18 protein-coding genes and 1 pseudogene are annotated in these 22249 nt (G+C 68.8%); 7 read left to right on the forward strand and 12 right to left on the reverse strand.

Annotated features, from left to right (window positions below; translation table 11 throughout):
• Positions 1-9 precede the first annotated feature (9 nt).
• Positions 10-1500: an AMP nucleosidase gene (locus tag WD026_RS14065; protein WP_425724288.1), complete on the reverse strand. Its 1491-nt coding sequence runs from the start codon at positions 1498-1500 to the stop codon at positions 10-12.
• A gap of 38 nt (positions 1501-1538) precedes the next feature.
• Between WD026_RS14065 and WD026_RS14070 the strand changes: the two genes are divergently transcribed.
• Complete coding sequence (locus tag WD026_RS14070) at positions 1539-2813, forward strand: DUF4010 domain-containing protein (protein WP_425724289.1); 1275 nt, start codon at positions 1539-1541, stop codon at positions 2811-2813.
• 19 nt (positions 2814-2832) lie between these two features.
• Here WD026_RS14070 and gorA read toward each other — a convergent pair whose 3' ends face one another.
• The gene (gene gorA / locus WD026_RS14075) at positions 2833-4236 is read right to left on the reverse strand and encodes a glutathione-disulfide reductase (RefSeq protein WP_425724290.1); all 1404 of its coding nucleotides are present in this window, start codon (positions 4234-4236) and stop codon (positions 2833-2835) included.
• Positions 4237-4359: 123 nt separating this feature from the next.
• On the opposite strand from gorA, the gene WD026_RS14080 reads away from it, so the two are divergent.
• Positions 4360-5073 (forward strand): SDR family NAD(P)-dependent oxidoreductase, encoded by a 714-nt coding sequence (locus WD026_RS14080; RefSeq protein ID WP_425724291.1) that lies wholly within the window; start codon positions 4360-4362, stop codon positions 5071-5073.
• 16 nt (positions 5074-5089) lie between these two features.
• Here the strand turns inward: WD026_RS14080 and WD026_RS14085 are convergent, their stop codons facing one another.
• The 3 genes from WD026_RS14085 to WD026_RS14095 form a co-directional block, all read right to left on the reverse strand.
• Positions 5090-5344 carry a Txe/YoeB family addiction module toxin gene (locus WD026_RS14085; RefSeq protein WP_425724292.1) on the reverse strand — a complete coding sequence of 85 codons (255 nt, stop codon included), beginning with the start codon at positions 5342-5344 and terminating at the stop codon, positions 5090-5092.
• Positions 5341-5592, reverse strand: coding sequence for a type II toxin-antitoxin system Phd/YefM family antitoxin (locus WD026_RS14090; RefSeq protein WP_425724293.1), 252 nt, complete (start codon positions 5590-5592; stop codon positions 5341-5343). The genes WD026_RS14085 and WD026_RS14090 overlap by 4 nt, the downstream gene beginning before the upstream one ends.
• A gap of 109 nt (positions 5593-5701) precedes the next feature.
• Entirely contained in the window at positions 5702-6553 is an 852-nt protein-coding gene (locus WD026_RS14095) for a 3-hydroxybutyryl-CoA dehydrogenase (RefSeq protein WP_425724294.1), read from the reverse strand.
• A 169-nt stretch (positions 6554-6722) separates the two neighbouring features.
• On the opposite strand from WD026_RS14095, the gene WD026_RS14100 reads away from it, so the two are divergent.
• Positions 6723-8357: a GMC family oxidoreductase gene (locus WD026_RS14100; RefSeq protein ID WP_425724295.1), complete on the forward strand. Its 1635-nt coding sequence runs from the start codon at positions 6723-6725 to the stop codon at positions 8355-8357.
• Here WD026_RS14100 and rocF read toward each other — a convergent pair.
• Positions 8329-9258: an arginase gene (rocF, locus tag WD026_RS14105; RefSeq protein ID WP_425724296.1), complete on the reverse strand. Its 930-nt coding sequence runs from the start codon at positions 9256-9258 to the stop codon at positions 8329-8331. The genes WD026_RS14100 and rocF overlap by 29 nt on opposite strands.
• A gap of 103 nt (positions 9259-9361) precedes the next feature.
• Between rocF and WD026_RS14110 the strand changes: the two genes are divergently transcribed.
• The gene (locus WD026_RS14110; RefSeq protein WP_425724297.1) at positions 9362-10480 is read left to right on the forward strand and encodes a DUF6352 family protein; all 1119 of its coding nucleotides are present in this window, start codon (positions 9362-9364) and stop codon (positions 10478-10480) included.
• Between the two features lies 1 nt (position 10481).
• On the opposite strand, the gene WD026_RS14115 is transcribed toward WD026_RS14110, so the two are convergent.
• From WD026_RS14115 to WD026_RS14140, 6 genes are all read right to left on the reverse strand, one after another.
• Positions 10482-11435: a diacylglycerol/lipid kinase family protein gene (locus WD026_RS14115; RefSeq protein ID WP_425724298.1), complete on the reverse strand. Its 954-nt coding sequence runs from the start codon at positions 11433-11435 to the stop codon at positions 10482-10484.
• Positions 11432-14725, reverse strand: a complete 3294-nt coding sequence (icmF, locus tag WD026_RS14120; RefSeq protein ID WP_425724299.1) for a fused isobutyryl-CoA mutase/GTPase IcmF — start codon at positions 14723-14725, stop codon at positions 11432-11434. The genes WD026_RS14115 and icmF overlap by 4 nt, the downstream gene beginning before the upstream one ends.
• A gap of 43 nt (positions 14726-14768) precedes the next feature.
• Positions 14769-15647, reverse strand: coding sequence for a PPK2 family polyphosphate kinase (locus tag WD026_RS14125; protein ID WP_425724300.1), 879 nt, complete (start codon positions 15645-15647; stop codon positions 14769-14771).
• A 129-nt stretch (positions 15648-15776) separates the two neighbouring features.
• Entirely contained in the window at positions 15777-17756 is a 1980-nt protein-coding gene (locus WD026_RS14130; RefSeq protein ID WP_425724301.1) for a TRAP transporter large permease, read from the reverse strand.
• The gene (locus WD026_RS14135) at positions 17756-18376 is read right to left on the reverse strand and encodes a TRAP transporter small permease subunit (protein ID WP_425724302.1); all 621 of its coding nucleotides are present in this window, start codon (positions 18374-18376) and stop codon (positions 17756-17758) included. The genes WD026_RS14130 and WD026_RS14135 overlap by 1 nt, the downstream gene beginning before the upstream one ends.
• Before the next feature lie 57 nt (positions 18377-18433).
• Complete coding sequence (locus WD026_RS14140) at positions 18434-19552, reverse strand: TRAP transporter substrate-binding protein (RefSeq protein WP_425724303.1); 1119 nt, start codon at positions 19550-19552, stop codon at positions 18434-18436.
• 240 nt (positions 19553-19792) lie between these two features.
• Here WD026_RS14140 and WD026_RS14145 point away from each other — a divergent pair.
• From WD026_RS14145 to cqsA, 3 genes and pseudogenes are all read left to right on the forward strand, one after another.
• Positions 19793-20245: pseudogene (locus WD026_RS14145) on the forward strand (MBL fold metallo-hydrolase); the annotation flags it as partial.
• A gap of 252 nt (positions 20246-20497) precedes the next feature.
• Positions 20498-20908, forward strand: coding sequence for a rhodanese-like domain-containing protein (locus WD026_RS14150; protein ID WP_425724493.1), 411 nt, complete (start codon positions 20498-20500; stop codon positions 20906-20908).
• A gap of 99 nt (positions 20909-21007) precedes the next feature.
• A complete protein-coding gene (gene cqsA / locus WD026_RS14155) occupies positions 21008-22246 on the forward strand; it encodes an alpha-hydroxyketone-type quorum-sensing autoinducer synthase (RefSeq protein ID WP_425724304.1) in 1239 nt (412 codons plus the stop codon).
• Positions 22247-22249: the final 3 nt, after the last annotated feature.

Below are 22249 nucleotides of genomic sequence, written 5' to 3' on the forward strand. Positions count from 1 at the left end.
GGCAAGGGGTTACTGGAAGGCCACTTCGGCAAAGCTGCGCAGCTTGCGGCTGTGCAGCTGGTCCACACCGCCGCTGCGCAGGCGCTCCATGGCGCGGATGCCGATGCGCAGGTGCTGGTCGACCCGCTCGCGGTAGAAGTGGTTGGCCATGCCGGGCAGCTTGATCTCGCCGTGCAGCGGCTTGTCGCTCACGCACAGCAGGGTGCCGTAGGGCACGCGGAAACGGAAGCCGTTGGCGGCGATGGTGGCGCTCTCCATGTCGAGCGCCACCGCGCGGCTCTGGCTGAAGCGGCGCTGCGGCGTGTTGTCGGGCAACAGCTCCCAGTTGCGGTTGTCGGTGCTGGCCACGGTGCCGGTGCGCATGATGCGTTTGAGCTCGTGCGGCGGCACGCCGGTCACGTCGGCCACCGCGGCCTCCAGCGCCAGCTGGATTTCGGCCAGCGCCGGGATGGGCACCCACAGCGGCAGTTCTTCATCGAGCACATGGTCTTCGCGCACATAGGCATGGGCCAGCACATAGTCGCCCAGCTGCTGGGTGGTGCGCAGGCCGGCGCAGTGGCCCAGCATCAGCCAGGCGTGCGGGCGCAGCACGGCGATGTGGTCGGTGATGGTCTTGGCATTGGCCGGGCCCACGCCGATGTTGACCATGGTGATGCCGCTGCGGTCGCGCCGGATCAGGTGGTAGGCCGGCATCTGCGGCAGGCGTGGGGGGGCCTGGCCGGCGGCATCGTCGGCCTCGGGCGGCAGGCCCACCCGGCGTGTGACCACGTTGCCGGGTTCGATGAAGGCCTCGTAGGGGCTGTCGGGGTCGGCCATCTCGGCATGGCCGAGCTTGATGAACTCGTCGATGTAGAACTGGTAGTTGGTGAACAGCACGAAGTTCTGGAACCAGGTCGGCGAGGTGCCGGTGTAGTGGCGCAGGCGCTGCAGGGAATAGTCCACCCGGGGCGCGGTGAACAGCGACAGCGGATGCGGCTCGCCCGGGGCCGGCACATGGGTGCCGTTGGCGATGCCGTCGTCCATGACGGTGAGGTCGGGCAGGTCGAACACGTCGCGCATCTGCGCGCGGCGGGTGGCGTCCATCTGGCCCTCGATGTGGTCGTTCTCGGCGAACGAGAAATGGATCGGGATGGGCTGGGTGCTGGTGCCCACCTCCAGTTCGCCGCCGTGGTTGGCCAGCAGCAGGCGGAACTGCTCCAGGTAGTAGTCGCTGTACAGGTCGGGGCGGGTGAGGGTGGTCTCGAACTTGCCCGGGCCGGCCACGAAGCCGTAGCTCAGCCGGGAAGGCCCGCCCTGGCGCAGCACGCTGGGGTTGTGCAGCCGCACGAAGGGGTAGCAGGCCCGCACATGCGTGTGCTGGAAATCGCCGCCGGCCACGAAGTCGTGCATGGCCTGGCGCAGGAAGCCGATGCTGTTCTGGTAGATGCGCTCGACCTGCTGCAGTGCGGCGGCCGGGTCGGTGAAGAAGAGCGGGGCGGTAAAGTCGGGCGATCGTTGCATGGGCTTATTGTGGCCCGTGCGGTGCCTGCTTCACCACCATGACCAGCCCCCTCGATCCCGACCTGCTGCGTGCCGCCACCGTGCTGAGCGCCGCCCTGGGCTGCGGGCTGCTGGTGGGCATCGAACGCGAGCGCCGCAAGGGCCATGGCCCGACCCGTGCGCTGGCCGGGCTGCGCACCTTCACGCTGACCTGCGTCATGGGCGCAGCGGCCGCGCTCAGCGGCATGACCGGGCTGGTGGTGGTGGGTGCGGCCTTCGTGGCGGCGCTGGGCGTGGTGGCCTATGCCCGCGACCGGTCCGACGACCCTGGCGTGACCACCGAGGTGGCCCTGCTGCTGACCTACCTGATCGGTGTGCTGTGCACCTGGCGGCTGCTGCCGGCCGCTGCGCTGGCCGTGGGCCTCACGGCCCTGCTGGCCGCCCGCGAGCGCCTGCATGGCTTTGCGCTGCACTGGCTGCGCCCGGCCGAGGTGCGAGACGGCATCCTGCTGGCGGCGCTGCTGCTGGTGGTGCTGCCCCTGCTGCCCGACCAGCCCCTGCTGGACGGGGCGCTGAACCCGCAGCGCCTGGGGCAGTTGCTCTCGCTGCTGCTGCTGGTGCAGTCGGGCGCGCACCTGGCGCGCCGGCTGCTGCAGGCGCGGCACGCGGTGGTGCTGTCGTCGCTGGCCTCGGGTCTGGCGTCGAGCACCGCCACCATCGCCACGCTGGGCCTGTCGGCGCGCGAGCCCGGTGCCGTGCCGCGGGTGCTGGCCGGCGGGGGGCTGCTGAGCTGCGTGGCCACGCAGGCGCAGATGGTCATGGTGGCGGCAGCGGTCATGCCGGCCTGGCTGCCGTATGTGGGACTGTCGGCCGTGGTGGCGGCCGGGCTGGCGCTGGCCGCGGGGCTGTGGCTGGTGCATGGTGCGGCCGAGCCGGGTCCGGCCGAGGGGCCGCTGGCCACACCACGCATCGAAGGCCTGGCGGCATCGGCCTCCGACCGCATGTTCAGCCTGCGCGGTGCGCTGGCGGTGGCCGCCTTGCTGGCCGGCGTGCAGCTGGTGGTGCACCTGCTGCAGCGCTGGCTGGGCGATGCCGGGCTGCTGGCCGGCGTGGTGCTGGGTTCGCTGGCCGACCTGCACGCCGCACTGGCGGCGGTGTTCAGCGGCGGGCCGCCGGCGCCGGTGGCCGAGCGCGCCGTGGTGCTGGCCCTGCTGGTGCACGCCGGCAGCAAGACGGTCACGGCCCTGGTCTCGGGCGGCTGGGCCTACGCGCGCTGGCTGGCCCCCGGGCTGTGGCTGCACACCCTGGTGGGCGTGGCCGTGCTGCTGGTCTGAAGCCGGTCCGCGCGGTCCTTCAGCGCCGCACCGGTTCGCGCATGGTCACGAACTCTTCGGCCGCCGTGGGGTGGATGCCGATGGTGCTGTCGAACACCGTCTTGGTGGCCCCGGCCTTCATGGCCACCGCAAAGCCCTGCACGATCTCGCCGGCCTCGGCGCCCACCATGTGCAGGCCCACCACGCGGTCGGTGGCGGTGTCGACCACCAGCTTCATGAGCGTGCGCTCGGTGCTGCCCGAGAGCGTGTGGCGCAGTGCCTTGAATTCGCTGCGGAAGATGGTGACGTCGCCATACCGTTCGCGGGCGGCCTGCTCGCTCAGGCCCACGGTGCCGATGGAGGGGTGGGTGAACACAGCGGTGGGGATGTACTCGTAGCTCATGCTGCGCGGTGCCTTGCCCGGCGCGGCGCCCAGGATCTGGTCCACCACCACCATGGCCTCGCCCAGCGCCACCGGCGTGAGCTGCACCCGGTTGGTCACGTCGCCCACGGCAAAGATGTGCGGCACGCTGGTGCGGTACTGCTCGTTGACCAGCACCTCGCCCTGCGCGCCCTGGGCCACGCCCACGGCATCCAGCCCGAGGTCCTTCACCAGCGGCACGCGGCCGGTGGCGTACAGCACGGCATCGGCCACCAGGGTCTGGCCGTCTTCCAGCGCCACGTGCAGGCCGTCGGCTTGCTTGCGGATGGCCACCACGCCGGCGCCCAGGCGCAGGTCGACACCGTGCTTGACCATCTCGCCGGCCACGAAGTGCCGGATCTCGTCGTCGAACCCGCGCAGCACCTGCTCGCCCCGGTAGAGCTGGGTCACCTGGGCGCCCAGGTCATTGAAGATGGAGGCGAACTCGCAGGCGATGTAGCCGCCGCCCACCACCACCAGCCGCTGCGGGAAGGGGTCGATGTCGAAGATCTCGTTCGAGGTGATGACGTGTTCGCGCCCCTGGAAGTGCGGCACGAAGGGCGTGCCGCCGGTGGCGATCAGGATGTGCGCCGCCGTGAACTCGCGGTGCGTGGCCGAGCCGTCGGCCTGCAGCGTGGCCACGCTGACCGAATGGGCGCCGGTCAGTCGCGCAAAACCGTCGATGCGCGTCACCCCCGAACCCGACAGCAGGTTGCCGTAGATGCCGTTGAGGCGGGTGATTTCAGCCGCGCGGCGCTGTTTCAGGCGCGCCCAGTCGAGCGTACCGCCGGCGGTGTCCCAGCCGAAGCCGGCCGACTCGGCAAAGGCCTCGGCGTAGTGGGCGGCGTAGCTGTAGAGCTTTTTCGGAATGCAGCCCACGTTCACGCAGGTGCCGCCCAGGCCGTCGGTGCCCAGCACCTCGGCCAGGGCCACGCGGGCGCCGCGTTGCGCGGCCATGCGGGCGGCGCGCACGCCACCGCTGCCACCACCGATCACGAAGAGGTCGAAGTCATGTTGTTGCATGGCCGGGATGGTAGCGCCGGGGTCGGGTCCGGCGGGGTCGGCGGCGGCCAAGGCCCCGGGTGGGCTGCGGCCTTCAGAGCCGATGCCGGCGCCGGGCCCGCGCCGTTCCTATCATCGACCGCCATGAATCCCACCGACGAATCCCCAGGTCTTGCCGTGGTGCTCGGCGGCACCGGCGGCATCGGCACCGCGCTCGCCGAAGGCCTGCGCCAGCAAGGGCACACCGTGCTGGCCATCGGCCGCCGCACCACCCCTGCCATGGACTACGCCGACGAGGCCAGCGTGGCCCGCGTGGCGCAGCACATCGGCGCCGAACTGGAGCGCACCGGCCTGCCGCTGCGCCGCCTGGTGGTGGCCACCGGCATCCTGCACGAAGGCGCGGTGCAGCCCGAACGCAGCTGGACCCATCTGGATGCGGCAGCGCTGCAGCGGCTGTTCCTCGTCAACACCATCGGGCCGGCGCTGGTCATGCGCCACCTGCTGCCGCTGCTGCCGCGCAAAGGCCGCAGCGTGGCGGCGTTCATCTCGGCGCGGGTCGGCAGCATCGGCGACAACCGTCTGGGCGGCTGGTACGGCTACCGCGCCTCCAAGGCCGCGCTCAACCAGCTGGTGCACACGGCCGCCATCGAACTCGCCCGCCGCTCTCCGCAGGCCCTGTGCGTGGCCCTGCACCCCGGCACGGTGGACACCGCCCTGTCACAGCCCTTCGCCAAGACCGGGCTGGAGGTGCGCCCGCCTGCGGTGGCCGCACAGGAACTGCTGCAGGTGATGGACAGCCTGCCGGAGGGCAGCAATGGCGGGTTCTTCGACCACCACGGAACGGTAGTGCCCTGGTGATCCGGAGGGCAGCGTTTCAGTAGTGGTAACGAAGCTGTGCCAGCAGCAGCGCATCGGTCTCCACGCGGTACACCATGCGATGCTCGTCGGTGATTCGGCGTGACCAGAAGCCGGCCAGCGCATGGCGCAGTGGTTCGGGTTTTCCGATGCCGGCAAACGGGTCGCGCCGCGTGGCGGCAATCAGTTCGTGGATGCGCTTGACCATGCGCTTGTCCTGCTGCTGCCAGTAGAGGTAGTCCTCCCAGGCTTCGTCCGCAAAGACCAGCTTCACTTGACCAGCTGCCGGGTCTTGCCCTTGCCGGCACCCAGGGCTTCGACCGCCGACAGCAGTCGCCGGGCGTTCTCGGGGTTGCGCAGCAGGTAGGCCGTTTCCTCCAGCGACTGGAAGTCTTCCATCGACAACATCACCACCGACGGTTGCCCGTTGCGCGTGATGATGAGCGGCTCATGGTCTTCGCACACCCGGTCCATGGTGTGGGCCAGGTTGGCCCGGGCAGTGGTGTAGCTGATGGCGTTCATGGTGGGGTCCGGACAAAAAGTACAGAAAATTGTACAGGTCTGATCGAACCCCAGGATGACCGATGGTCAGATCCCCGTCCAGGGTGCGGTGGATCCGACGCAGGGGGAATCAATACGTGTACACGCCGCGCCCGGTCTTGCGGCCCAGCCAGCCGGCGGCCACCATTTCCTTGAGCAGCGGGGCCGGGCGGTACTTGCTGTCGTTGAACTCGGCCATGTAGACGTTCATGACCGCCAGGCACACATCGAGGCCGATCATGTCGGCCAGGGCCAGCGGGCCGATGGGCTGGTTGGTGCCGAGCTTCATGCCGGCGTCGATGTCTTCCGGCGTGGCCAGGCCTTCGGCCAGCACGAAGAAGGCCTCGTTGATCATGGGCACCAGGATGCGGTTGACGACGAAGCCGGGCGCGTTCTTCACGGTGATGGGGCTCTTGCCCAGGCGCTCGGCCAGCGCCTTGACCGCGTCGTGCGTGGCGTCGCTGGTCTGCAGGCCGCGGATGATCTCCACCAGCGCCATCAGCGGCACCGGGTTGAAGAAGTGCATGCCGATGAAGCGGTCGGCGCGCTGCGTGGCCGCGGCCAGCTTGGTGATGCTGATGGAGCTGGTGTTGGTGGCCACGATCACCTCGGGGGCCAGCAGGCCGTCGAGCTGTTGCAGGATCTTGACCTTGAGCGCCTCGTTCTCGGTGGCGGCCTCGATGACCAGGTCGGTGCCCTTGAGGTCGTCGTAACTGGTCGAGCCCTTGATGAGCGAGAGCGCCTGGGCCTTGCCTTCGGCGGTCAGCTTTTCCTTCTTGATCAGGCGGTCCAGGCTGCCGGCGATGGTGGCCAGGCCCTTGTCCACCGCTGCCTGGGCGATGTCGACCATGACCACGCGGATGCCGCTGGTGGCGCAGGCCTGCGCGATGCCGTTGCCCATGGTGCCCGAGCCGATGATGCCCACGGTCTGGATGCTGCTCATTGAATAAACCTCGTGTCTGTGTTGGGGGAAACCCGGCGTTCTGCACCACGGCGGTCGCAGGGGCGTCATTCCTAGGCGGTGCTGCCTAAAGGGCGCGCAGGCCCTGTGCTAACTTGCCCGGCGATTGTCGCGCACCACCCTGGGTGTGCGGCTCACCATGGAGACAGGCATGTACGACTACATCATCGTGGGCGGTGGATCGGCCGGCTGTGTGCTGGCCGGCCGGCTCAGCGAGGATCCTGCGGTGCGGGTGGCCCTGGTCGAGGCCGGCCCGCCCGACACCAGCGTGCTCATCCACTGCCCGGCCGGGCTGGCCCTGATGGCCCGCAACGGCCAGGCCAACTGGTGCTTCGACACCGTGCCCCAGCCCGGCCTGAACGGCCGCCGGGGCTACCAGCCGCGCGGCAAGGTGCTGGGGGGCTCCAGCTCCATCAACGCCATGATCTACGCCCGCGGCCACCGGCAGGACTACGACGCCTGGGCCGCCCAGGGCAACCCCGGCTGGTCGTTCGACGAGGTGCTGCCGTACTTCAAGCGGGCCGAACACAACGAGCGTGGCGCCGATGCCCTGCATGGCCAGGGCGGTCCGCTCAACGTGATGGACCTGCGCAGCCCGAACAGCTTCCTGCCCTCGTTCGTGGAGGCGGGGCAGCAGGCCGGCCACCCGGTCAACCCCGACTTCAACGGTCCCGAGCAGGAAGGCGTGGGCGTCTACCAGGTCACGCACAAGAACGGCGAACGCTTCAGCGCCGCCAAGGCCTACCTCACGCCGCACCTGGGCCGGCCCAACCTGACGGTGATCACCGCAGCCCTGGTGTGCCGCGTGCTGACCACGCCCGGTCAGGGCGGCCGTCTGCGGGCCACCGGCATCGAATACCGCAGCGACGGTGGGCGCGGCCCGCTGCAGCAGCTGAGCTGCAAGCCCGGTGGCGAGGTGGTGTTGAGCGCCGGTGCCTTCGGTTCACCGCAGCTGCTCATGCTCTCGGGCATCGGACCGGCCGATCACCTGCGCGAGGTGGGCGTCGAGCCGCTGCACCCGCTGTCGGGCGTGGGCGCCAACCTGCACGACCATGTGGACGTGGTGCTGGTGATGAACGCGCCGGGGGTGAAGGACCTGCTGGGCATCTCGCCGCGCGGCATCTGGGCGGCCTTGCGCGGCATCGTCGAGTGGCGCCGTCATCGCCGGGGCATGCTCACCACCAACTTCGCCGAGGCCGGCGGCTTCATCCGCAGCCAGCCCTCGGAGGCCATCCCCGACCTGCAGCTGCACTTCGTCATCGGCAAGCTGGTGGACCATGGCCGCAAGACGGTGCTGGGACACGGCTACTCCTGCCACGTGTGTCTGCTGCGGCCCAGGAGCCGGGGCAGCCTCAAGCTGGCCAGCGCCGACCCGCAGGTCGCACCCCTGATCGACCCGGCCTTCCTGCAGGATCCGGACGATGTGTCGCGCCTGGTGCGGGGTTTTCGCGAGGTGCGGCGCATCCTGGGCCAGCCGGCGCTGGCGCGGCATGGCGGGCGTGAATCGGCCGCCAGTGCCGATGCGCAGACCGATGCCCAGATCGAGCAGTTCGTGCGGCGCCACGCCGACACCATCTACCACCCGGTGGGCACCTGCCGCATGGGGCCCGACGCGGCAACCGGTGCGGTGGTGGACGCGCAGCTGCGCGTGCACGGCATGGACGGCCTGCGGGTGGTCGATGCCTCGGTCATGCCCGAGGTGGTGGGGGGCAACACCAATGCCCCGGTGATCATGATGGCCGAGAAGGCCGTGGACCTCATGCGCGCGGCGCGCGCTGCCGCATGAGGGTGGACTTGCCGAACAGGCTCTCGATCAGGTCGACCGCGACCAGGGCCGTGCGGTTGCGCTCGTCGAGCGCCGGGTTGAGCTCCATCACGTCCAGCGAGGCCAGGCGCCCGGTGTCGGCAATCATTTCCATGCAGAGCTGGGCCTCGCGGTAGGTGGGGCCGCCGGGCACGGTGGTGCCCACGCCGGGGGCGATGGCGGGGTCGAGGAAGTCCACATCGAAGCTCACATGCAGGTGGGTGTCGTCGTCCAGGCCCATCAGCGCCTGCTCCATGGTGTGGCGCATGCCCATCTCGTCGATGTAGCGCATGTCGAACACCTCCAGCCCGTGTTCGTGCACCAGCCGCTTCTCGCCCGCGTCCACGCTGCGGATGCCGATCTGCCGCACCACCGACGGGTGAATGGCCGGCGTGGTGCCGCCGATGCCGGTGAGTGCCGCCGGCCCCATGCCGCACAGCAGCGCCACCGGCATGCCGTGCAGGTTGCCGCTGGGGGTGAGCTCGGCGGTGTTGAAGTCGGCATGCGCGTCCAGCCAGAGCACCCGCAACCTCTTGCCGGTCTCGCGGCAGTGGCGGGCCACGGCGCTGATCGATCCCAGCCCCAGGCAATGGTCACCGCCCAGCACGATGGGCATGCGCCCGCCGTTCAGCTCGGCATGCACCGCGTCGTGCAGGGTGCGGTTCCAGGCCACCACCTCGTCGATGTGGCGGTAGCCCTCCACCGGCGGCTGCCAGGGGTTGGGCGGGCCGCTCAGGTTGCCCCGGTCCAGCACGTCCAGGCCATGGCTGGCCAGCACGCCGGCCAGGTTGGCCACGCGCAGGGCTTCCGGCCCCATGGAGGCGCCGCGCGCGCCGGCGCCGATGTCGGTGGGAACGCCAATCAGGCTCACGGAGGTGTTCATGGCCGGTATTGTCGCCAGCGACCGCGTGGGGACAAGGCCACTGCCGCACAATCCCGGGGTTCCACGCGGCTGCGGCCGCCCGCCCCCCCATCCCCGTGCGCCTGTGACCACCTCCCCCGATCCTTCACCCTCTGTCGTCTGGCCCGGCTGCGGCCTGTCCACCCTGGGCCGCGATGCGAAGAACCGCTGCGTGCCCACGCCCGACTACTGGCGGGTCTGGTTGCAGCGCCCCGAGCTGGCGCTGGTGGAAGAGTCGTGTGTGGCCGAGCAGGGCCTGCACGAGGCCTTGCTGCTGGACCCGCTGCGCAGCGTGCTGCCGGGCCAGATCGAGGCCATGCGCGACCCCGACGTGCGCGACAACTACCGGCTCTTTCTGGCCCTGCGCGACGCGGTGCAGCGCGCCGGCACGCTGGAAGCCGCCTGGTGCGGCTTCTTCCGCAGCGGAGCCATCCAGCTGCCGCCGCTGTTCCTGGACCTGCTGGTGCAGGCCATTGCCGGCCGTGCGCTGGAAGCCACCGACGACGCCTGGCCGTGGCGTGCGGCCGAGTTGCTGTTCCGCCGCCAGCGCGTGCGGGTGCAGGACGGCCGCGTGCTGCTGGGCGACGCCGACACGCTGGACCGGCTGAACGAGACCGGCGGCCTGGGCAGCATCGGCAGCCTGCTGCGGCAGGCCGGCGCCAGCGTGCCGCAGGCCCAGGTGCGGGTGCTGGACGACAGCAACGCCGCGGCCTACCTGGCCAGCCGCGCCGTCAGCGACCACCACCCCTTCGTGCTCGACGCCACCCACGAGGTGCAGCAGCACCTCCCGCATGGGCTCACGCTCACCATGACGCGCAGCCAGTCCGGCCTGAAGGCCCTGGCCCGGGTGCTGGAACGCTGGCTGGCCCATGTGCACGGGCTGCAGGCCACCGTGGTGCCCGAAGCCCGGGTGGACGACCCGGCCTGGCGCTGGCACCTGGGGCTGGACGCCGAATCCACCGCGCTGCTCAACGACCTGTACGAAGGCCGTGTGGTGGAGGAAGCCCGCCAGCAGCGGCTCATCAGCCTGTTCCGTCTGCAGCTGGGTGCCGATGCCCCGCTGCGCGACGACCTGGCCGAAGGCCTGCGGGGCCGACCCATCTACCTGGGTCTGGCGATGAACGCGGACGGCCTGCTCAAGCTCAAGCCGCAGAACCTGCTGCTGAACCTGCCGATCGACCCGGACCGCCTGGTGCCGGCCTGATTCAGCCGTGGTGCACGGCCCGCAGGGCGGCGGGCTGCACCGCCACCTGCAACGCGCGGGTGACGCCCAGCCACTCGCCATCGGCTGCCACCGGCACCGGGGTGGGGCAGGTGATGGACAGCTCGCGGTAGGCCAGCAGCCGCACCCGGGCGTGGCCCCGGTGGGTGCCGGTCAGCAGCCTTGGCAGCATGACCAGGGCGCCCAGCCGTCCGAAGCGGCCGGCCAGCAGCAGGTCGAGCTGGCCGTCGTCGATGCGCGCCTCGGGCGCGGCCGGCATGCCGGCGCCGAAGGTCGGGGTGTTCAGGCTGGACGCCATGAGCGCCGCGCCCTGGTGGACCGTGGCACCGTCGGCCACCACCGTCAGCGGCCAGTTGCTCAGGTGCACCAGCTCACCCAGGGTGGCCCACAGGTAGCGGGGCAGGCCGCGCAGGCTGGAGGGCACATCCAGCGTGCGGCGCACCACCGCCGAATCGAAGCCCACCGTCAGGCTGGAAATGAAGGGCCGCGTCTGCGTCTGCCCGTCGGCGTCGGTCCATTCCACCCGGCCCAGGTCGATGGAGCGGGCCGGCGCCCGCAGGGCATGGGCCAGGCGCCGCACCAGTGTGTCGGTGGAGCCGCTGACCCACTCCTGCGTGCGCAGCGGCACCAGGCCCAGGGCACGACCCACATCGTTGCCGTTGCCCATGGGCACCACGGCCAGCTCGGCCTGTGCCGCCAGCAGCGCCGGCAGCCAGCGGTGCAGGGTGCCGTCGCCGCCCACCGCCACCACCCGGGTGCCGGGGGGCAGGGCGCCGATCACACGGGCCGCTTCGGCCGGTGTGTCCAGCGAGCGCAGGCTGGCCTGCGGGTCCAGGGCCGGCAGCACCCGCTGCAGCACCGGCCACAGGCGCGCCACCCGCCCACCCTGGGCGTGCGGGTTGAGCAGCACACAGGGCGGCGGGCCGGCCGGCTTCACATGTTGCGGCGGTACTGGCCGCCCACCTCGAACAGGGCGCTGGTGATCTGGCCGAGCGAGCACACGCGCACCGCGTCCATCAGCACCTCGAACACGTTGGTGTTGTCGATCACGGCCTGCTTCAGGCGCTGCAGCATGGCCGGCGCCTCGGCGGCGTGGCGGGCATGGAAGTCGGCCAGGCGCTGCAGCTGGCTCTGCTTTTCTTCCTCGGTGGAGCGGGCGAGCTCCAGCTTCTCGGGAATGGCGTCGCCGTGCGGGTTGCGGAAGGTGTTGACGCCGATGATGGGCAGCTCGCCGGTGTGCTTGAGCATCTCGTAGTGCATCGACTCGTCCTGGATGCGGCCGCGCTGGTAGCCGGTCTCCATGGCGCCCAGCACGCCGCCGCGTTCGGCGATCTTCTCGAACTCGGCCAGCACGGCTTCTTCCACCAGTTCGGTCAGCTCGTCGATGATGAAGGCGCCCTGGTTCGGGTTCTCGTTCTTGGCCAGGCCCCACTCGCGGTTGATGATGAGCTGGATGGCCATGGCGCGGCGCACCGAGTCTTCGGTCGGGGTGGTGATGGCCTCGTCGAACGCGTTGGTGTGCAGGCTGTTGCAGTTGTCGTAGATGGCGATCAGCGCCTGCAGCGTGGTGCGGATGTCGTTGAACTGGATCTCCTGCGCGTGCAGGCTGCGGCCGCTGGTCTGGATGTGGTATTTCAGCTTCTGGCTGCGCTCGTTGGCGCCGTACTTCTCGCGCATGGCCACGGCCCAGATGCGGCGCGCCACGCGGCCCATCACGGTGTACTCCGGGTCCATGCCGTTGCTGAAGAAGAAGCTCAGGTTGGGCGCGAAGTCGTCGATGTGCATGCCGCGCGCCAGGTACGCCTCCACGAAGGTGAAGCCGTTGGACAGCGTGAAGGCCAGCTGGCTGATCGGGTTGGCGCCGGCCTCGGCGATGTGGTAGCCGCTGATGGAGACCGAGTAGAAGTTGCGCACGTCGTGGTGCACGAAGTACTCGGCGATGTCGCCCATCACCTTCAGGCTGAACTCGGTGCTGAAGATGCAGGTGTTCTGACCCTGGTCTTCCTTGAGGATGTCGGCCTGCACCGTGCCGCGCACGTTGGCCAGCACCCATTCGCGGATCTTGGCGGCCTCGGTGTCGGTGGGTTCACGGCCGTTCTCGGCCTTGAACTTCTCCAGGTTCTGGTCGATGGCGGTGTTCATGAACATCGCCAGGATGCTGGGCGCCGGGCCGTTGATGGTCATGGACACCGAGGTGGCCGGGTGGCACAGGTCGAAGCCGCCGTAGAGCACCTTCATGTCGTCCAGCGTGGCGATGCTCACGCCGGAGTTGCCGATCTTGCCGTAGATGTCCGGACGCAGGTCGGGGTCGTTGCCGTAGAGCGTGACCGAGTCGAAGGCGGTGGACAGGCGCTTGGCCGGCATGCCTTCGGACAGCAGCTTGAAGCGGCGGTTGGTGCGGAAGGGGTCGCCCTCGCCCGCGAACATGCGGGTCGGGTCCTCGCCTTCGCGCTTGAAGGCGAAGGTGCCGGCGGTGTAGGGGAAGCTGCCGGGCACGTTCTCCAGCATCAGCCACTTGAGCAGCTCGCCATGGTCTTCATAGGTCGGCAGGGCCACCTTGCGGATGGTGGTGCCCGAGAGCGACTTGGTGGTGAGCGCGGTGCGGATTTCCTTGTCGCGGATCTTCACCACGTACTCGTCGCCGGCATAGGCCTTCTGCATGTCGGGCCACTGCTGCAGCAGCTTGCGGGCGGCCGGGTCCTGGTCGAGTTCGCGCACCTGGGCCAGGTCGATGGTGGCTTCGGCCGCGCGCGAACGCTCGGGCTTTTCCACCCGCAGCATCTCGGCGGCGGCGCGCAGTTGCTGGATCTCGCGGGCCAGCTTGGCCTGCTGGCGGGCGCGCTGCTTGTAGCCGCGCACCGTGTCGGCAATTTCGGCCAGGTATCGGGTGCGGGCACCGGGCACGATGGGGGTCTGGTTGGTGCTGTGGCGCACGCCCACCGGGCGCAGCCGGCCTTCGGTCAGCGGCAGGCCGAGCTCGGCCAGGCGGCCGCGCAGGGCCTGGTAGAGGGCGGTCACGCCGTCGTCGTTGAAGCGGGCGGCCATGGTGCCGAACACCGGCATCTGCTCGGTCGGGGTGGTCCAGGCCTCGCGGTTGCGCTGCACCTGCTTGGCCACGTCGCGCAGCGCATCGGCCGCGCCCTTGCGGTCGAACTTGTTGATGGCCACGAACTGGGCGAAGTCGAGCATGTCGATCTTCTCCAGCTGGCTGGCCGCGCCGAACTCGGGCGTCATGACGTACATGGGCACGTCCACGTGCGGCACGATGGCGGCGTCGCCCTGGCCGATGCCCGAGGTCTCGACGATCACAAGATCGAAGCCGGCGGCCTTGCAGGCGGCCACCACGTCGGGCAGGGCGGCGCTGATCTCGCTGCCGAAGTCGCGCGTGGCCAGGCTGCGCATGAACACGCGTGGGCCCTGCTGCCACGGGTTGATGGCGTTCATGCGGATGCGGTCGCCCAGCAGGGCGCCGCCGCTCTTGCGGCGCGAGGGGTCGATGCTGATCACGGCCACGCGCAGGGCGTCGTTCTGGTCCAGGCGCAGGCGGCGGATGAGCTCGTCGGTCAGGCTGGACTTGCCGGCGCCCCCGGTACCGGTGATGCCCAGCACCGGCACCTGGCGGGCCGCAGCGGCCTGGCGCACCGAGGCCACCAGGGCGCTGTCGGCGCTGCCGTTCTCCAGCGCGGTGATGAGCTGCGCCAGGGCGCGCCAGTTCATCTCGCCGTGGCCGGTGATGGCGCTGAGGTCCTTGGGGGCGTGCGGCGTGAGGTCCTGGTCGCAGCGCATGACCATCTCGCCGATCATGCCGGCCAGGCCCATGCGCTGGCCGTCTTCGGGGCTGTAGATGCGGGCCACGCCGTAGTCCTGCAGCTCCTTGATCTCGGCCGGCACGATCACGCCGCCGCCGCCGCCGAACACCTGGATGTGTGATCCGCCGCGCTGGCGCAGCAGGTCGACCATGTACTTGAAGTACTCCACATGGCCGCCCTGGTAGGAGCTGATGGCGATGCCCTGCACGTCTTCCTGCAGGGCGGCGGTCACCACCTCGTCCACGCTGCGGTTGTGGCCCAGGTGGATCACCTCGGCGCCCATGCCCTGCAGGATCCGCCGCATGATGTTGATGGCCGCGTCGTGCCCGTCGAACAGGCTGGCGGCGGTGACGAAACGCACCTTGTGGTTGGGGCGGTAGTTGGCCAGGGCCTGGTAGTCGGCGGAAAGCTGGGTCATGGTGTCTCTCTCTTCTCGGGGAACGGATCGGGCGGGTCGGTGTTCAGGTCACGCGCAGGCCCTGCAGCGTGGGGTCTTCGGGCGGAAAGCGCAAGTCCAGCGCGCGCAGGCAGTCGCGCACCAGGGTGGCGATCATCAGGTTGCGGTGGGTCTTGGAGTTGGCGGGCACCACGGTCCAGGGTGCCCAGGGGGTGCTGGTGGCGGCCAGCAGTTCGCCATAGGCCTTCTGGTACCGGTCCCACTTGAGGCGGGCGTCCAGGTCGCCACGGCTGAACTTCCAGTGTTTCTGCGGGTCGTCGATGCGGTCCTGCAGGCGCTGGCGCTGCTCGTCGCGGTCGATGTGCAGCATGAACTTCAGGATGACGGTGCCGGTCTCGGCCAGCAGGCGTTCGAAATCGTTGATGTGCTGCAGGCGACGGCGCTGCATGTCGGCGTCGATCCAGCCTTCCACCACCGGCACCAGCACGTCCTCGTAGTGGCTGCGGTTGAACACCATGATCTCGCCGTTGCCGGGCATGCGCTGGTGGATGCGCCAGAGGTAGTCGTGGGCCCGCTCGACCTCGGTGGGGGCCTGCCAGCCCACGGTGTGCACGCCCAGCGGGCTGGTGCGGGCGAACACGCTGCGCACCGTGCCGTCCTTGCCCGAGGTGTCGGTGCCCTGCAGCACCACCAGCAGGCGGTGGCGGCGGTCGGCGTGGAACAGGTTCTGCAGCGCGTCGATCTGGCTGGCCAGCTCCTCCACCGCGGTCTTGTCGGCGGCCTTGTCGCCGCTGGAAAACGGCTTGGCCGACGGATCCAGGGTGGTCAGGTCGACCGGCTTGCGCAGGCCGGTGTCGATCTGCCATGCGGCCCATGCGCTGCCCTTGGCCGCTGCGATGGCGGCCGGCGGGAAGGGCAGACGGACATCGGTGGCGCTGGGCATGGACGTTGGCAGGTTGATTGACGTTAACGTAAACGTCAATGGTAACCCCATTCGTCCGATCCGACCATCCGGACCGACCATGAAAAAGGGGCGCCTGCGCGCCCCTCGGGTAGTGCGGAAGGTGTCCGCTTACTTGTACAGCACCTCGGGCAGCCACAGGCCGATGCCGGGGAACATGTAGAGCAGCACGATGGCCACGATCTGGATCCCCATGAACGGCAGCATGCCGGCGAAGATCTGGTTCAGCGTCACGTGCTTCGGTGCCACGCCCTTCAGGTAGAACGCGCTCATGGCCACCGGCGGGCTCAGGAAGGCGGTCTGCAGGTTCAGGGCCACCAGCAGGCCGAAGAACAGCGGGTCGACCCCGAAGTTGTCCAGCAGCGGGATGAAGATGGGCATGAAGATCACGATGATCTCGGTCCACTCCAGCGGCCAACCCAGGATGAAGATGAGCACCTGCGACATGATCAGGAACTCGGTCTTCGACAGGTTCATCGACAGCACCCACCGCTCCACCAGCTCCTGGCCGCCCAGCAGCGCGAACGCTGCCGAGAAGATGGCCGAGCCGACGAACAGCCAGCACACCATGGCGCTGGTCTTGGCGGTCAGGAACACGCTTTCCTTGACCACGTTGAAGGTCAGCTGGCGGTAGGCCGCTGCCAGGATGAAGCCGCCGAAGGCTCCCACGGCGGCTGCCTCGGTGGGCGTGGCCAGACCGAACACGATCGAGCCGAGCACGGCCAGGATGAGCACCAGCAGCGGGAAGAAGCTGGACAGCAGCATCTTGAAGACTTCCAGGCGCGCGTAGCTCAGGATGCCGTAGAACACAGCCAGTGCCAGGGCGCCCACGCCGAAGCCGATCCAGAAACCGGTGGATGCGGGCTTGGTGGTCGCGCCGGGGGTGGCACCTTCAGCCGGAGCGCCGCCCGCACCCGGGGGCAGGGCGACCGCATCGGCTGCGGCCGGTGCAGCGACTTCCTCGGCCTTGTCGGTTTCCGCGCCCGGGGGCAGGGCCACGCCCTCATCGGCACCTTCCGGTTCGGACACGCCTTCAGGCTCGGCCAGGCCGCCTTCGTCCTCGCTGCCAGCGTCGGCGTTCGAGCCCGAACCCATGGCCTGCAGTTCGGTGTAGGTCTCTTCGACCACCACGGTGGTGGCGTTCAGGTAGCTGGCGTAGGACACGGCAGCGAACAGCACGGCCGGAGCCAGCACGATGGCCAGCTGGCCCAGCAGGTACTTGGTCGACACGCCCTGGTTGTTGCGGCCTTTCAGCGCCTTGATCAGGCTGCCCAGCGCCCAGCCGTCGCTGGTGGCGCCAATGGCCTTGAGCTGCGGCGGCAGCGGCACCATGCGCTGCTCGGCGGTCAGCGCCGGCGCCCAGGCCGGCTTGATCTTGGCCATGATGATGAAGTAGGAGATGTACAGACCCGCCAGCATCAGACCCGGGAAGAAGGCACCCGCGTACAGCTGCACCACCGACACGCCGGCGGTGGCACCGTACACGATCAGCAGCACCGAGGGCGGGATCAGGATGCCCAGACAGCCGCCGGCGGTGATGGCACCGGCCGACAGGCGCACGTCGTAGCCGTTCTTGAGCATCTGCGGGAAGGCCAGCAGACCCATCAGCGTCACCACGGCGCCCACGATGCCGGTGGCGGTGGCGAACACCGCGCAGGTCACCAGGGTGGCCACACCCAGCGAACCCGGCAGGCGGGCCAGCGACAGGTGCAGGCTGTGGAACAGCTTCTCGATCAGGTTGGCGCGTTCGACCAGATAACCCATGAACACGAACAGCGGGATCGAGATGAGCACGTCGTTGCCCATCACCGAGAAGGCGCGCTGCACCATCAGGTCCAGCGTCTGCTGCATGGCGCCGGCCGCGGTCTGGTCACCCGAGTGGTAGGCGAAGAACGCGAACATCATGCCCATGCCCATGAGGGTGAAGGCAGTGGGGAAGCCCAGCATGATGGCCACGACCACCAGCGAGAGCATCAGCAGGCCGTAGTGGCCGTTGGTCATGGTCTCCACGCTGAAGACCATGGTCAGGGCGGCTGCAATGATCAGCCCCATCAGCGAGAAGCCGAACCAGAGTTCCTTGCGGATCTTCATCACTGGCCACCTTTCTGGGCGGGAGCCAGCTGGTCCAGCGCTTCAATGTCGGCGTCTTTCACGTTCACCATCTGTTTGAGTTTGTCCACGTCGACCTCTTCCACATCCTCCTCGCGCGAGGGCCACTCGCCGGTCTTGATGCAGATGACGCAACGGATGATTTCCACGATGCCCTGCAGCAGCAGGAAAGCCCCTGCGATGGGCACCACGAACTTGAAGGGGTAGACCGGCAGCGGGTCGGCGTTGAAGGTCTGTTCCTTGATGGCCAGGGAGTCCTGGAAGAAGAACCAGCCAGCGTAGGTCAGGGCGATGATGCCGGGCAGGAAAAAGAGGATGTACAGGATCAGATCGATCCAGGCCTGGGTGCGCGGCTGGAAGAAACCATACAGCACGTCGCCGCGCACGTGGCCGCTCTTGGCCAGGGTGTAGGCGCCCGCCGTCATGAACAGCACGCCGTACAGCATGATCTGGGCGTCCAGCACCCAGGCGTGCGGCTTGTTCAGCACGTAGCGGGAAAAGACTTCCCAGGAAATCAGCAGGGTCAGACCAACGACGGTCCACGCGCAGATCTTGCCGAACCAGGTGGACAGCCGATCTACAGTCAGTAAGAGTTTTTGCATGGGAACTTCCGAAACAGAAAAGGGCGCCCGCAGGCGCCCTTCGTGATCAACGACCTATCAGCTCTTCTTGGCGTTGCGGCCGAAGTAGTGGTTGTAGGCCATCTTGAAGTCGACGGTGTAGTCGTTCTGCCACTGGCCAGCGCGCTGGGCGAAGGCGCGCTGGGAGTCCAGCACCTTCTTGAACAGCGGGTTCTCGCCGGCCTTCTTCGCGATGGTCTTGTCCCAGGCAGCCAGCTGGGCGCGCAGGATGGCGTCCGGGGTCTTGTAGAACTTCACGCCCTGCTTCTTCAGCTCGATGTAGTCCTGCGAGTTGCGCTGGATGGCCTTCCACGACATGTCGGCGCTGGCGGCCTGCACGGCGTAGTCGATGATGGCCTTGAGCTCGGGGTTCAGGGCGTTGTACTTCGGACCGTTGAACAGGATCTCGAACTGCTCGCCGGACTGGTGGAAGCTCTGCAGCATGCAGTTCTTCACCACGTCGGGGAAGCCCAGCAGGCGGTCGGACGAAGCGTTGTTGAACTCGGCGGCGTCGATCAGGCCACGGTCCAGGGCGGGAACGATCTCGCCACCGGGCAGCGGGTTCACGGCGGTGCCCATTTCGGTGAACACGTCAACGGCCAGACCCACGGTGCGGAACTTCAGGCCCTTCATGTCCTCGACCTTGGCCACCGGCTTCTTGAACCAGCCCAGCGGCTGGGTGGGCATGGGGCCGTACAGGAAGGACACCACGTCCATGTTCAGGGCCTTGTAGATCTCGGCCACGAGTTCCTTGCCGCCACCGTAGTTGTGCCAGGCCAGGACCATGTTGGGGTCCATGCCGAAGGCCGGGCCGGAGCCCCACAGGGCCAGGGCGGAGTTCTTGCCGTAGTGGTAGGCGATCACGCCGTGACCACCGTCCAGGGTGCCCTTGGACACGGCTTCCAGCAGCTGGAAGGCCGGCACCACGGAACCGGAAGGCAGCACTTCGATCTTCAGACGGCCACCGGCCATGTCGTTCACCTTCTTGGCGAAGTCGTTGGCGTACTCGTGGAAGATGTCCTTGGCCGGCCAGGTGGACTGGAAGCGCAGGGTGGTGGTCTGTGCGCTGGCCACCATGGGCACCGACATGGCGCCGGCTGCAACGGCGGCGCCCTTGAGCATGCCACGGCGGGACGTGACGGTCTTCTTCTCTGTCATGTATGTCTCCAAAGGGGTGAACAAAATGGAACGGGCGTCGAATGATGGCTCCATCCCGGACTGCCGACGGCAGGGTTTCTACGCACACAGGGGGCCAAGATGTCGCCATCCGGACCCCCGTTGCCAGAAAACTGTCAGCATTTGAAGCCATCTTGAAAAATCTTGCTGAGGCTGTTGAATTAATTTTGTCGACAGGCCCGCTGCACCAGAATGAAGCCCCCGATCCATCGCGTCCGACCCATGAAGCCCCTGCAGCTGTTCGACCCCGCTTCCAGCACCTACACCTACATCCTGTTCGACCCGGCCACGCGTGAGGCGCTCATCATCGATCCGGTGGACGAGCAGCTCGACCGCGATCTGGCGGTGCTGCGCGACCACGGGCTGCGCCTGGTCTGGGCGGTGGAGACCCATGCCCACGCCGACCACATCACCAGCGCCGGCCGGCTGGCCGAACTCGCTGGCGCCCGGCTGGCCGCACCGGCCGGTTGCGGCATCGGCACCGCCGCCACCCAGCTGCAGCAGGGCGACACCCTCGCGTTCGGCCAGGAGTCGCTGCGCTCCCTGCGCACCCCGGGGCACACCGCCGGCAGCATGAGCTTCGTCTGGCGCGACCATGTCTTCACCGGCGACACCCTGCTGATTGGCGGGTGCGGCCGCACCGACTTCCAGTCCGGCAGCGCCACCGACCTCTACCGCAGCATCACCGAGGTGCTGTTCAAGCTGCCGGACGACACCACCGTCTGGCCCGGACACGACTACCAGGGCCGCACCCACTCCACCATCGGCCACGAAAAGCGGCACAACGCCCGCATCGCCGGTCGCAGCGAAACCGAATTCGTCGACCTCATGAACAGCCTGCAGCTGCCCCGGCCCCGTCGCATCGACGAGGCCGTGCCGGCCAACCTCACGTCCGGTCTGCGGCACGACGTGGATGGCGCCGCCCTCATGCAGCCGCGCGAGGTGGCCGATGCCAGCTACGCCGGCGACGTGTCGCCCCAGCTCGCCTGGGCCTGGGTGCAGGCGGGCGAGGCGGTGCTGGTCGATGTGCGCACCGATGCCGAGCGGGAATGGGTCGGCTTTGTCCCCGGCGCGGTGGCGGTGGCCTGGAAACAATGGCCCGGCATGGCGCTCAATCCCGGCTTCGACGAGCAGATCCGCGCCGCCGCCCAGGGCCGCAAGGTGGTGCTGCTGTGCCGCAGCGGCGTCCGCTCGGTGGCGGCCGCCCGGCGTGCCACGCAGCTGGGCATCGAGGCCTACAACATCCTGGACGGCTTTGAAGGCGATCCCGACGGGCAGGCCCACCGGGGCCAGCGGGGCGGCTGGCGCTTTGTCGGCCTGCCCTGGCGCCAGAACTGACGGAATTTGTGTCCGGGGCTGTCAGATCTGACAGGATGGCATCGGCGAGAAGCCTGCCGTTTTTTCCAATGGGTACCTTTTCATTCATTGGAGTACCCCATGGAAACCGGTCTGTGCACCAACCCCCTGTTCCAGCAACGCCCCGCGCTGTCCGCCGGCCTGCGACAGCGCATCGAGCGCGACTTCCAGCCCCGCTGGGCGCGGGACTGGGGCGGGCGATCGATGCTGGCGGTGCAGCCGCCGCGGGCTGATGCGGTCCGGCTGGACGGCAACGACTATCTGGCGGTCACCGGGCACCCGGACATCGTCAAGGCGCAGGTGGCATCGCTGCTCCACGACAACCAGTCGGTGGTGCAGTCGGGAGTGTTCCAGCGCGAGGACCAGCCGGCCCGCGCGCTGGAGCGCGAGCTGGCTCGCTGGACCGGTCATGAGGACGCGCTCCTGTGCCAGTCCGGCTACGCTGCCAATCTCGCAGCCCTGCAGTGCTTTGCCGGGGCCGACACCCCGGTCTACATCGACGGCATGGCACACCCGTCCCTGTGGGAGGGCATCCGGGCCGCCCGTGCCCTGGCCCATCCGTTCCGCCACAACGATCCGGAGCATCTGGACCGGTTGATGGGACAGCATGGTCCTGGCCTGGTGGTGGTGGACTCGGTCTACAGCACCAGCGGCACCGTGTGCCCCCTGCAGGCCGTGGTGGAGGTCGTGGAACGCCATGGCAGCATGCTGCTGGTGGATGAATCCCACTCGCTGGGTACCCATGGGCCTGCTGGAGCCGGCCTGTGCGTGGCGCTCGGCCTGACCCACCGGGTGCATTTCATTTCGGCGAGTCTGGCCAAGGCGGTGGCCGGCAGGGCAGGCTTCTTCACCTTCCCGGCCCATCTCCGGGAGTACGTGATCACCACCAGCTTTCCCACCATCTTCAGCTCTTGCCTGCTGAGCCACGAGGTGGCGGGCTTGATGGCGACAGTGGAGCACCTGAAGGGCGCAGACGAGGCCCGCCACCGGCTGCGTCGGGTGACACACAGGATCAGGACCCACCTGACCGCGCTCGGTTATGTGCTGCCCGGCAGCGAACAGATCATCTCGCTGGAGATCGGCAGCGAGGCCGCTGCACGCGACCTGCGTGACGCCATGTGCGTCCGGGGTGTATTGGGATCCATCTTCTTTGCGCCTGCCACCAGCCGCAATCGCGCCATGGTGCGGCTTACCCTCAACGCTGGACTGGCCGAGTGTGAACTGACTCTCCTGGAGCGCGTCATGGCCGAGCTGGTGCCGCAGTTCCGGCCCGACACCTGGGCCGTGGCGCGCCGGCTGCGCAAGGTGCGCGCCGGCTGACCG

It is taken from the genome of Hydrogenophaga sp. R2 (assembly GCF_049843595.1).
In the GTDB taxonomy this organism is placed as follows: Bacteria; Pseudomonadota; Gammaproteobacteria; order Burkholderiales; family Burkholderiaceae_C; genus Hydrogenophaga.

Bases quoted from the DNA above. Each gene is read 5' to 3' on its own strand.
- icmF (WP_425724299.1), bottom strand. From the start codon at position 14,725: ATGACCCAGCTTTCCGCCGACTACCAGGCCCTGGCCAACTACCGCCCC.
- WD026_RS14150 (WP_425724493.1), top strand. From the start codon at position 20,498: ATGCAGCCGCGCGAGGTGGCCGATGCCAGCTACGCCGGCGACGTGTCG.
- WD026_RS14100 (WP_425724295.1), top strand. From the start codon at position 6,723: ATGTACGACTACATCATCGTGGGCGGTGGATCGGCCGGCTGTGTGCTG.
- rocF (WP_425724296.1), bottom strand. From the start codon at position 9,258: ATGAACACCTCCGTGAGCCTGATTGGCGTTCCCACCGACATCGGCGCC.
- WD026_RS14080 (WP_425724291.1), top strand. From the start codon at position 4,360: ATGAATCCCACCGACGAATCCCCAGGTCTTGCCGTGGTGCTCGGCGGC.
- WD026_RS14090 (WP_425724293.1), bottom strand. From the start codon at position 5,592: ATGAACGCCATCAGCTACACCACTGCCCGGGCCAACCTGGCCCACACC.
- WD026_RS14095 (WP_425724294.1), bottom strand. From the start codon at position 6,553: ATGAGCAGCATCCAGACCGTGGGCATCATCGGCTCGGGCACCATGGGC.
- WD026_RS14070 (WP_425724289.1), top strand. From the start codon at position 1,539: ATGACCAGCCCCCTCGATCCCGACCTGCTGCGTGCCGCCACCGTGCTG.
- gorA (WP_425724290.1), bottom strand. From the start codon at position 4,236: ATGCAACAACATGACTTCGACCTCTTCGTGATCGGTGGTGGCAGCGGT.
- WD026_RS14130 (WP_425724301.1), bottom strand. From the start codon at position 17,756: ATGAAGATCCGCAAGGAACTCTGGTTCGGCTTCTCGCTGATGGGGCTG.
- WD026_RS14125 (WP_425724300.1), bottom strand. From the start codon at position 15,647: ATGCCCAGCGCCACCGATGTCCGTCTGCCCTTCCCGCCGGCCGCCATC.
- WD026_RS14140 (WP_425724303.1), bottom strand. From the start codon at position 19,552: ATGACAGAGAAGAAGACCGTCACGTCCCGCCGTGGCATGCTCAAGGGC.
- cqsA (WP_425724304.1), top strand. From the start codon at position 21,008: ATGGAAACCGGTCTGTGCACCAACCCCCTGTTCCAGCAACGCCCCGCG.
- WD026_RS14135 (WP_425724302.1), bottom strand. From the start codon at position 18,376: ATGCAAAAACTCTTACTGACTGTAGATCGGCTGTCCACCTGGTTCGGC.
- WD026_RS14065 (WP_425724288.1), bottom strand. From the start codon at position 1,500: ATGCAACGATCGCCCGACTTTACCGCCCCGCTCTTCTTCACCGACCCG.